Origin of the sequence: Staphylococcus sp. EG-SA-15 (assembly GCF_017151895.1) — a bacterium.
Classification (GTDB): domain Bacteria; phylum Bacillota; class Bacilli; order Staphylococcales; family Staphylococcaceae; genus Staphylococcus; species Staphylococcus aureus.
This window is the reverse complement of the sequence record NZ_JACVZN010000020.1, coordinates 44,883-51,982: the sequence shown is the minus strand read 5'-3', so window position 1 is coordinate 51,982 and position 7,100 is coordinate 44,883. Positions and strand designations below refer to the sequence as shown.

Below are 7,100 nucleotides of genomic sequence, written 5' to 3'. Positions count from 1 at the left end.
TATAAGCTTCTCGAATAATCCGAATTTTAAATTTTCGAAAATTGTATACGATGTTTTAGGTTTTCTTAGATTAGTATTTATACCTGCTATGATAGTGTTTTTCCAGGATTCAACTATAGATAATTTGCCATTAGGACAAGCTTATTTTAATCAAGCGGTTATTTATATGAGTGTGGAGTTTATCATAGGCTCGCTATTTATATTGATACTATCTAAATTATTCAAACATGAAGAGGTATCAAGAAATAGCTTTACACTTTCTGGATCATCAATTTATTACATTGTGTTTGGTCTTGTTATTTGTGGGATTTTTGTAGCTTTTCCCGAAGTGCGCAAAAACATATCATTTTTAATTATTAAAACAGATGCAATGGGAAGAGGAACCGAAGCAACAAGTGGTTTAAATGTTCTTTTTGTAATGCTATTTCAACTTGCCTTAGCGTTATTATTCTTAATAATCGCATATGCTTCATATAAAAAGTATAAAGAGAATCCTAAAATTATTTATGTTGTATTACCGCTAGCTATAGGAATTTTAAATATTAGTTTAATTGTTGGTGAAAGAAGAAGTTATCAACTTTATACAATGGTTGCTGTTTTAACAGTGGTGTCAATCTTGTTTTCTAAGCATAAAAGACGTATCAATATCATTATTATATCTGTAGGTATTTTCGTATTAGCATTGATGACACTATATAAAGAATTGTATGTGTTTAATTATAGTTCGTATAGCGAGGCGTTAAATAGTACAAGTGTAAGTAATCTTAAAATAGTTGACACGTTGCAGTCATATTTTTATGGACCTAGCAATATTGCAGCTTCTATAGACTATTTGAATTACTATAATGGTTCGTTCAAACAATATTTATTCGATAATACCAGAGCTGTTTTTGGGTTTAATTTCTTTTTAGATAAAAAGCAGTTGATTACTAGCCAACTTTTTAACCAATTGATATATGGTAGTAAACAATTGACTGGTCATCTAATTTCGAGTGCTGGATATGGAATTATTTATTTTGGACCCTTATTCTTCTATTTGAATTTAATTGCAAATATCTTTTTTGCATTTCTGAGTGAGTATATTATTCGGAAGAGTCATTCGTTAGAAGTGATATTTATTGGTACATATATTTATATGAGACTTATTACGAGTATTTTTAGTCACCCGACACCATTAATCACATTGATTTCTATGATTTTAGTTGTATATGTTATAGCTATTATCCCAGGCATTATAATAAAAAAATTTACTAAAAAAGTAGGGATAGAATGATTGTAAAAACATTTATGAAATCGAAAATATTTAGATTAATGAATACACCACTATTATTATTTTATAAGAAAGAATATTTAACTGGATATTATTTTGAAAATAAAGTGGCTGGATGGTTATGGGCGTGGAAAGCTGTTCCGTTCAAGTTGTTAGGAATAAATATGAGTTTGCCATTTCCTGCAGATATAACTGTTAGAATGCATAACCCTAATAACATTGTTTTTGATAAAAATGATATTCATATTTTTCAATCGCCCGGGACGTATTTTAATAATTTTTCAGCAGTTATATATATAGGTAGAGGTGTTTATATAGCGCCTAACGTAGGTATTATTACAGCTAATCATAATATTAAAAATTTGAAGTCACATGCACCAGGTGAAGATGTCAAAATAGGGAATTATAGTTGGATTGGAATGAACTCAGTTATATTACCAGGAGTAGAATTGGGGGAACATACAATTGTAGGGGCTGGGTCGGTTGTAACAAAAAGTTTTCCAGAAGGTAACGTTGTTATAGGTGGCAATCCAGCGAAAATCATCAAGAAAATCTGAGGTTAATTATGAGATTAAATAAATTTATTGGCGATTCGTTTTTAATGATTTTAAGCAGTGGCATCGCTCAAGTCATATTAATCATCACTACCCCAATTATTACAAGACTATATTCACCTACAGAATTTGGTGAGTTTACAATTTTTTCAAATATCGCAATGATTTTAATACCAATAATAAATGCAAGATACGATTTGTTGATTGTGAATACCAAAAATGACCGTAGTGCTAATATACTTTCACAAATCAGTTTTTTGATATCATTGCTTATTTTATTAATACTGATACCAATATTTGCGATTAGTGCATGTTTATACCCAAACTTTATATTAGATTTTATTTTCATTATTATTATGTTGTTTTTGGTAAGTTTAACAAACATTTTTACAAATTATCTAAATAAGGAAAGAAAGTATAAAGTGTTAAGTTTGATTAATGTGTTTAGAGCTGGATCAATGGCTTTACTTCAAATCATTTTCGGACTTTTAGCATTAGGAAGTTTAGGATTAATTATTGGTTTTTCATTATCCTATATCGCAGGCATTACACTAGGATATAAAACGTTTAAAAAGCACTTTAATATTGTGAGAGATAAAGAAGAAACTAAAGCATTATTTTTAGAAAATAAAAATCAGTTAGTTTATTCAACACCATCAATATTATTAAATAGTTTGTCTTTCTCGGTTGTTGTGTTCTTTATAGGTATTTTGTATACCAATACAGAAGTGGGTATTTATGGTATGGCCATAAGAGTACTAGGCATACCAGTGACAATTATTTCATTAGGGTTATCAAAAATATTTATGCAACAAGCCAATGACTATTATATTGAACATGGTAACTTCCGAAATTTATTACTTAAATTTAGTTCCATACTGGTTATAGTTTCTATAATTCTTTATGTGCCACTTTATTTGTTCAGTGAAGAATTAGTCAATATATTATTAGGACACAGCTGGGTTGACGCAATTACAGTTATAAAAATTGTTATCCCATTATTTGTTATAAGGCTGATTGTATCAACGGTATCACTTTCTGTGATTGTATTACAAAAACAACAGTTAGAATTAATACTACAAGCGTTATTTTTAATAGGTACTACTGCAACATTTGTTATATCAAAAATGCTTAATTTAACTTTTTTAAACTTTGTATCTATTAATACAATTGTTTTAATCGTATCGTACATGATATTTTTCATAGCACTCTATTATTTTGCTAAAAATAAACAGTTCAAAAATTCTTAGTCTAAATTCATTAATAAAAAGGACGTCGATTAGATGAGTGAAAAAAAGATTTTGATTTTATGTCAGTATTTTTATCCGGAATATGTATCTTCTGCGACGTTACCAACTCAATTGGCGGAAGATTTAATTGCGAATCACATTAATGTCGATGTCATGTGTGGATGGCCATATGAATATAGTAATCATAAACAGGTTGCTAAAACCGAGATGCATCGTGGAATTCGCATTCGACGTCTCAAGTATTCGAGGTTTAATAACAAAAGTAAGGTTGGAAGGATCATCAATTTCTTTAGTTTATTTTCAAAATTCGTGATTAATATACCTAAAATGTTGAAATATGATCAGATTCTTGTTTACTCTAATCCACCAATCTTGCCATTAATACCAGACATTTTACACAGACTGCTTAAGAAAAAATATTCTTTTGTGGTGTATGATATAGCACCTGATAATGCGATTAAGACAGGTGCAACTCGTCCAGGTAGCATGATTGATAAACTGATGCGTTACATTAATAGACATGTCTACAAGAATGCTGAAAATGTCATTGTCCTTGGTACGGAAATGAAAAACTACTTACTAAATCATCAAATTTCTAAAAATGCTGACAATATTCATGTGATTCCTAACTGGTATGACATGCGTCAGTTACAAGACAATCGTATCTATAATGACACATTTAAAGCTTGCCGTGAGCAATACGACAAAATTTTATTGTATAGCGGTAATATGGGGCAGTTACAGGATATGGAGACACTTATCTCATTTTTAAAATTAAATAAGGATCAGCCTCAAACGTTAACAATACTTTGTGGTCATGGTAAGAAATTTGCAGATGTCAAAACGGCAATAGAAGACCATCGTATTGAAAATGTTAAAATGTTTGAGTTTTTAACAGGTACAGACTATGCTGACGTATTAAAAATTGCGGATGTATGTATTGCATCGCTGATTAAAGAAGGCGTCGGTTTAGGCGTGCCGAGCAAGAATTATGGCTATCTTGCAGCTAAGAAAGCGTTGGTACTCATCATGGATAAGCAATCTGATATCGTTCAACATGTTGAACAATATGATGCGGGTATCCAAATTGATAATGGCGATGCACATGCCATTTATAACTTCATCAACACTCACTCGAGTAAGGAATTGCACGAGATGGGTGAGCGCGCACATCAACTGTTTAAAGATAAATATACGAGAGAAATTAATACTATGAAGTATTACAATCTGTTGAAGTGAGGAGATAATTATGAAGCGATTATTCGATGTAGTGAGTTCAATATATGGTTTAGTAGTTTTAAGTCCGATTCTGTTAATTACAGCATTACTAATTAAAATGGAATCACCTGGACCAGCCATTTTCAAACAAAAAAGACCGACGATTAATAATGAATTGTTTAATATTTATAAGTTTAGATCAATGAAAATAGACACACCTAATGTTGCAACTGATTTAATGGATTCAACATCGTATATAACAAAGACAGGGAAGGTCATTCGTAAGACCTCTATTGATGAATTGCCACAATTATTGAATGTTTTAAAAGGAGAAATGTCAATTGTAGGTCCTAGACCAGCGCTTTATAATCAATACGAATTAATCGAAAAACGTACAAAAGCGAACGTGCATACGATTAGACCAGGTGTGACAGGACTAGCTCAAGTGATGGGGAGAGATGATATCACTGATGATCAAAAAGTAGCGTATGATCATTATTACTTAACACATCAATCTATGATGCTTGATATGTATATCATATATAAAACAATTAAAAATATCGTTACTTCAGAAGGTGTGCATCACTAATGAGAAAAAATATTTTAATTACAGGCGTACATGGATATATCGGTAATGCTTTAAAAGATAAGCTTATTGAACAAGGACATCAAGTAGATCAAATTAATGTTAGGAATCAATTATGGAAGTCGACCTCGTTCAAAGATTATGATGTTTTAATTCATACAGCAGCTTTGGTTCACAACAATTCACCTCAAGCAAGGCTATCTGATTATATGCAAGTGAATATGTTGCTGACGAAACAATTGGCACAAAAGGCTAAAGCTGAAGACGTTAAACAATTTATTTTTATGAGTACTATGGCAGTTTATGGAAAAGAAGGTCATGTTGGTAAATCAGATCAAATTGATACACAAACACCAATGAATCCTACGACCAACTATGGTATTTCCAAAAAGTTCGCTGAACAAGCATTACAAGAGTTGATTAGTGATTCGTTTAAAGTAGCAATTGTGAGACCACCAATGATTTATGGTGCACATTGCCCAGGAAATTTCCAACGGTTAATGCAATTGTCAAAGCGACTGCCAATCATTCCCAATATTAACAATCAGCGCAGTGCATTATATATTAAACATCTGACAGCATTTATTGATCAATTAATATCATTAGAAGTGACAGGCGTGTATCATCCTCAAGATAGTTTTTACTTTGATACATCGTCAGTAATGTATGAAATACGTCGCCAATCACATCGTAAAACGGTATTGATCAACATGCCTTCAATGCTAAATAAGTATTTTAATAAGTTGTCGGTCTTTAGAAAATTATTCGGCAATTTAATATACAGCAATACGTTATATGAAAATAATAATGCACTTGAAGTTATTCCTGGAAAAATGTCACTTGTTATTGCGGACATCATGGATGAAACGACAACCAAAGATAAGGCATAAGTCATCTATTAAATAAAATCAACATACAAATCGTTTTATTTGGAGGTTATAGTATGAAGTTAACAGTAGTTGGCTTAGGTTATATTGGTTTACCAACATCAATTATGTTTGCAAAGCATGGCGTCGATGTGCTTGGTGTTGATATTAATCAGCAAACGATTGATAAGTTACAAAGTGGTCAAATTAGTATTGAAGAACCTGGATTACAAGAGATTTATGAAGAGGTTCTGTCATCGGGAAAATTGAAGGTATCTACAACGCCAGAAGCATCTGATGTTTTTATCATTGCCGTTCCGACGCCGAATAATGATGATCAGTACCGGTCATGTGACATTTCGCTAGTTATGCGTGCATTAGATAGTATTTTACTATTTTTAAAAAAAGGGAATACTATTATTGTAGAGTCGACAATTGCGCCTAAAACGATGGATGATTTTGTAAAACCAGTCATTGAAAATTTAGGGTTTACAATAGGTGAAGATATTTATTTAGTGCATTGTCCAGAACGTGTACTGCCAGGAAAAATTTTAGAAGAATTAGTTCATAACAATCGCATCATTGGCGGTGTGACTAAAGCTTGTATTGAAGCGGGTAAACGTGTCTATCGCACATTTGTTCAGGGAGAAATGATTGAAACAGATGCACGTACTGCTGAAATGAGTAAGCTAATGGAAAACACATATAGAGACGTGAACATTGCTTTAGCTAATGAATTAACAAAAATTTGCAACAACTTAAATATTAATGTATTAGATGTGATTGAAATGGCAAACAAACATCCGCGTGTTAATATCCATCAACCTGGTCCAGGTGTAGGCGGTCATTGTTTAGCTGTTGATCCGTACTTTATTATTGCTAAAGACCCTGAAAATGCAAAGTTAATTCAAACTGGACGTGAAATTAATAATTCAATGCCGGCCTATGTTGTTGATACAACGAAGCAAATCATCAAAGCGTTGAGCGGGAATAAAGTCACAGTCTTTGGTTTAACTTATAAAGGTGATGTTGATGATATAAGAGAATCACCAGCATTTGATATTTATGAGCTATTAAATCAAGAACCAGACATAGAAGTATGTGCTTATGATCCACATGTTGAATTAGATTTTGTGGAACATGATATGTCACATGCTGTCAAAGACGCATCGCTAGTATTGATTTTAAGTGATCACTCAGAATTTAAAAATTTATCGGACAGTCATTTTGATAAAATGAAGCATAAAGTGATTTTTGATACAAAAAATGTTGTGAAATCATCATTTGAAGATGTATCGTATTATAATTATGGCAATATATTTAATTTTATCGACAAATAAAATGTGTCAAACTAGG

At 31.6% G+C, this 7,100-nt stretch carries 7 protein-coding genes; all 7 read left to right on the top strand.

The annotated features are described in order from the left end of the window. Positions 1–1,273, top strand: a 1,273-nt coding sequence (cap8I, locus tag IDG64_RS09505; protein WP_206171311.1) for a type 8 capsular polysaccharide synthesis protein Cap8I, incomplete at its 5' end; no start/stop codon positions are given. Further along, positions 1,270–1,827 (top strand): type 8 capsular polysaccharide synthesis protein Cap8J, encoded by a 558-nt coding sequence (cap8J, locus tag IDG64_RS09500; RefSeq protein ID WP_000636147.1) that lies wholly within the window; start codon positions 1,270–1,272, stop codon positions 1,825–1,827. The genes cap8I and cap8J, both read left to right, overlap by 4 nt. 8 nt (positions 1,828–1,835) lie before the next feature. Then, on the top strand, positions 1,836–3,074 hold the full coding sequence (gene cap8K / locus IDG64_RS09495) for a type 8 capsular polysaccharide synthesis protein Cap8K (RefSeq protein WP_001238807.1): 1,239 nt from the start codon (positions 1,836–1,838) through the stop codon (positions 3,072–3,074). Positions 3,075–3,107: 33 nt separating this feature from the next. Next, entirely contained in the window at positions 3,108–4,313 is a 1,206-nt protein-coding gene (gene cap8L, locus IDG64_RS09490) for a type 8 capsular polysaccharide synthesis protein Cap8L (protein ID WP_001291008.1), read from the top strand. A gap of 10 nt (positions 4,314–4,323) precedes the next feature. Beyond that, on the top strand, positions 4,324–4,881 hold the full coding sequence (gene cap8M / locus IDG64_RS09485; protein WP_000825098.1) for a type 8 capsular polysaccharide synthesis protein Cap8M: 558 nt from the start codon (positions 4,324–4,326) through the stop codon (positions 4,879–4,881). Then, on the top strand, positions 4,881–5,768 hold the full coding sequence (gene capN / locus IDG64_RS09480) for a capsular polysaccharide type 5/8 biosynthesis epimerase CapN (protein WP_001230669.1): 888 nt from the start codon (positions 4,881–4,883) through the stop codon (positions 5,766–5,768). The genes cap8M and capN overlap by 1 nt, the downstream gene beginning before the upstream one ends. 53 nt (positions 5,769–5,821) lie before the next feature. Next, on the top strand, positions 5,822–7,084 hold the full coding sequence (gene cap8O, locus IDG64_RS09475) for a type 8 capsular polysaccharide synthesis protein Cap8O (RefSeq protein ID WP_000779491.1): 1,263 nt from the start codon (positions 5,822–5,824) through the stop codon (positions 7,082–7,084). Positions 7,085–7,100 lie beyond the last annotated feature (16 nt).

Bases quoted from the DNA above. Each gene is read 5' to 3' on its own strand.
- capN (WP_001230669.1), top strand. From the start codon at position 4,881: ATGAGAAAAAATATTTTAATTACAGGCGTACATGGATATATCGGTAAT.
- cap8K (WP_001238807.1), top strand. From the start codon at position 1,836: ATGAGATTAAATAAATTTATTGGCGATTCGTTTTTAATGATTTTAAGC.
- cap8J (WP_000636147.1), top strand. From the start codon at position 1,270: ATGATTGTAAAAACATTTATGAAATCGAAAATATTTAGATTAATGAAT.
- cap8M (WP_000825098.1), top strand. From the start codon at position 4,324: ATGAAGCGATTATTCGATGTAGTGAGTTCAATATATGGTTTAGTAGTT.
- cap8L (WP_001291008.1), top strand. From the start codon at position 3,108: ATGAGTGAAAAAAAGATTTTGATTTTATGTCAGTATTTTTATCCGGAA.
- cap8O (WP_000779491.1), top strand. From the start codon at position 5,822: ATGAAGTTAACAGTAGTTGGCTTAGGTTATATTGGTTTACCAACATCA.